Below are 2,584 nucleotides of genomic sequence, written 5' to 3'. Positions count from 1 at the left end.
AGCGGAAGAGGTCATTAAAGCCAAAGCCAGCGGCTTAATACATGGGGTGAAGCTTTACCCTGCGGGTGCGACTACTAACTCTGATTCTGGTGTCACTAGCTTGGATAAATGCGCGAAAGCACTGGAGGCCATGGAAAAAGTAGGGCTTCCATTATTAGCGCACGCTGAAGTCACCGATAGCGACATTGACGTATTTGACCGCGAACTAGTGTTTATTGAGCGTCATATGATCCCGCTACTAAAAAAATATCCAGCTTTGAAAGTGGTGTTTGAGCACATCACCACTAAAGATGCGGCTGATTTTGTGGCGTTGGCACCCAGTAATGTGGCGGCTACGATTACCGCGCATCATTTGCTCATGAACCGCAACGATATGTTTAAAGGCGGCATACAGCCACATCATTACTGTCTGCCAGTGTTAAAACGTGAGAGCCATCGTGTGGCGCTGGTAAAAGCTGCCACATCAGGCAGCGCAAAATTTTTCTTAGGCACCGATAGTGCACCGCACGCCAAGCATACCAAAGAGGCTGCTTGCGGCTGTGCCGGTATGTACACGGCGCGCACTGCGATGGAGCTTTATGCGGAAGCCTTTGAAAGTGTTAATGCGCTAGATAAGTTAGAAGGCTTTGCCAGTTTTTATGGCGCCGACTTTTATGGCTTACCAAGAAATACTGAGCAGGTGACGCTGATTAAAGAGAGCTGGAAAGTGCCGGGGAGTCTGCCTTATGACGGAGATGTATTGGTGCCGTTGCGGGCGGATCAGATGGTGCATTGGAAGTTTGAGGGTTAAGCTTTTCAATAGATCGCTTTATATCTGCTTGCGTGATGTTTTTCCCTTGCGGTATACTTAAGCCATATACATACTTTGTATTGAGGTGAAGCATGACAATTACTACAGTGTTTATCAATAATCGTACCCAGGCGGTGCGTTTACCCAGTGAGTTGCGCTTACCAAGTGAGGTAAAGCATGTTGATGTTCGCGCGCGCGGTAATGAGCGGATTATTTCTCCGGTGGGACAAGTTTGGGATAGCTTTTTCTTAAATGGCACAGGAGTGACGGAGGACTTTCTTGAAACGCGAGCAACGCAAACTCAGGCTGCTCGGGAAGCGCTGTAATGTTACGTTATTTGCTTGATACTAATATCGTTATTTACGTGTTAAAGCGTCGTCCGATTGAGGTGTTGCAAGCGTTTAATCAGCATGCGCAGCATATGGCAATTTCGGCCATTACTTTGGCGGAGTTGCTGCATGGGGCAGAAAAAAGTGCTAAGCCAGCTGAAAACTTAGCTGTGGTTGAAGATTTTTGTAGTCGGTTGGAGGTTCTAGCTTATACGCCGAAAGCTGCGCAACATTACGGCATGATACGTGCTGCCCTTGAGAAAGTTGGTGAGCCGATTGGTGTTAATGATTTGCATATCGCAGCACATGCAAGAAGTGAGGGGCTTATCTTGGTGACGAATAATCTAAAAGAGTTTGCTAAAGTGCCCGCATTGCAATTAGAGAATTGGGTTAATTCTTAATCGAGCTAAACTTTAAGCATGTTAAAATGTACTTGAAGCTGGCTAGACAGTCGCCGCTCACGTAAGTGAGGGGAGGAAAGTCCGGGCTGCATAGAGCGGGATGACGGTTAACGGCCGTCCGCCATAAGTCGTTAGACTGAAAAGTCGAATGACAAAAGCGAGGAATAGGGCCACAGAGACGAGTCGGTTCGACCTGCGAGCGCGCTTTTTAGCGAGCTTGCGTCGAAACGGGTGAAACGCGGTAACCTCCATTCGCAGCAAGACCAAATAGGCTGGTATTGACGTGGCTCGCGTTGCCAGCGGGTAGGTTGCTTGAGCGCATGAGTAATTGTGCGCCTAGATGAATGACTGTTACGTGCAGCAATGCACGACAGAACCCGGCTTATCGGCCAGCTTCAACTTCTTTTTGTTTCTAACTATGCCGTTTCCAGCGTCTATTTTCGACGAAGCCAAGTGCTCACCCAATGTGCAATCACGTTTTATGTCACTGCGAGGAGCAAAGCGACGCGGCAGTCTACATGCGATTTAACAACTGGATCGTCACGGCCTTTGGCCTAATGATGCCCGTTTTGTGGGTTTATCCGTGTTTATCGGTGTTCATCTGTGGCTAAAATTGTTTTGATTTTTTCGTTTCCTCGAGTGTGGCCCTTCCTCAATCAGCACTCCAAACCCCCTCATATCTACAATTCAAATGCTTCTGTAACTATTCTCATATTCCACATTCACTTAATTTGCTATGTGCTTAATTTATAACGACTTTATATTTATCACAAAAATGCGCTAAGTCATTGACCTATAAAGAAAAAATAGTAAAAAAGGGCTTGCATTGCGCTTTTTTTTTATCTATAGTGCAGATTAGTGGGAAAAAGTGGGTTTATGTGGGGAATTGCCTGTTGAGTTAACCAAAGTAAGAGTATGCAATTGTTGAGCAGCTACTAAGGGTTTGTTGGGCAAGGCGCGTTAAATGTGTTGGCGATTCCTCATTTTTTATTGATTGAAGCTAGGCGTTTGTAGTTGGAGCGCTAAAGTTTTTAAGGGTTACAACATAAGGTATGTTTCGCGGT

Annotated in this window: 3 protein-coding genes and 1 other RNA gene; all 4 read left to right on the top strand. The window is 46.1% G+C overall.

The window, feature by feature from the left end:
* A partial coding sequence (gene pyrC, locus B7Y67_RS15035; protein WP_293599333.1) for a dihydroorotase occupies positions 1-790 on the top strand: 790 nt, incomplete at its 5' end.
* A gap of 92 nt (positions 791-882) precedes the next feature.
* Positions 883-1,116, top strand: a complete 234-nt coding sequence (gene vapB / locus B7Y67_RS15030; RefSeq protein WP_293599332.1) for a type II toxin-antitoxin system VapB family antitoxin — start codon at positions 883-885, stop codon at positions 1,114-1,116.
* Complete coding sequence (locus B7Y67_RS15025) at positions 1,116-1,520, top strand: type II toxin-antitoxin system VapC family toxin (protein WP_293599331.1); 405 nt, start codon at positions 1,116-1,118, stop codon at positions 1,518-1,520. The genes vapB and B7Y67_RS15025 overlap by 1 nt, the downstream gene beginning before the upstream one ends.
* A gap of 34 nt (positions 1,521-1,554) precedes the next feature.
* An RNA gene (gene rnpB / locus B7Y67_RS15020) (RNase P RNA component class A) lies at positions 1,555-1,921 on the top strand.
* Positions 1,922-2,584 lie beyond the last annotated feature (663 nt).

This window comes from Polynucleobacter sp. 35-46-11 (genome assembly GCF_002281105.1).
The sequence above is the reverse complement of the archived record's forward strand: the minus strand, read 5'-3'. Positions and strand labels throughout refer to the sequence as shown.

Coding starts and splice junctions, on each gene's coding strand:
- B7Y67_RS15025 (WP_293599331.1), top strand. CDS start 1,116: ATGTTACGTTATTTGCTTGATACTAATATCGTTATTTACGTGTTAAAG.
- vapB (WP_293599332.1), top strand. CDS start 883: ATGACAATTACTACAGTGTTTATCAATAATCGTACCCAGGCGGTGCGT.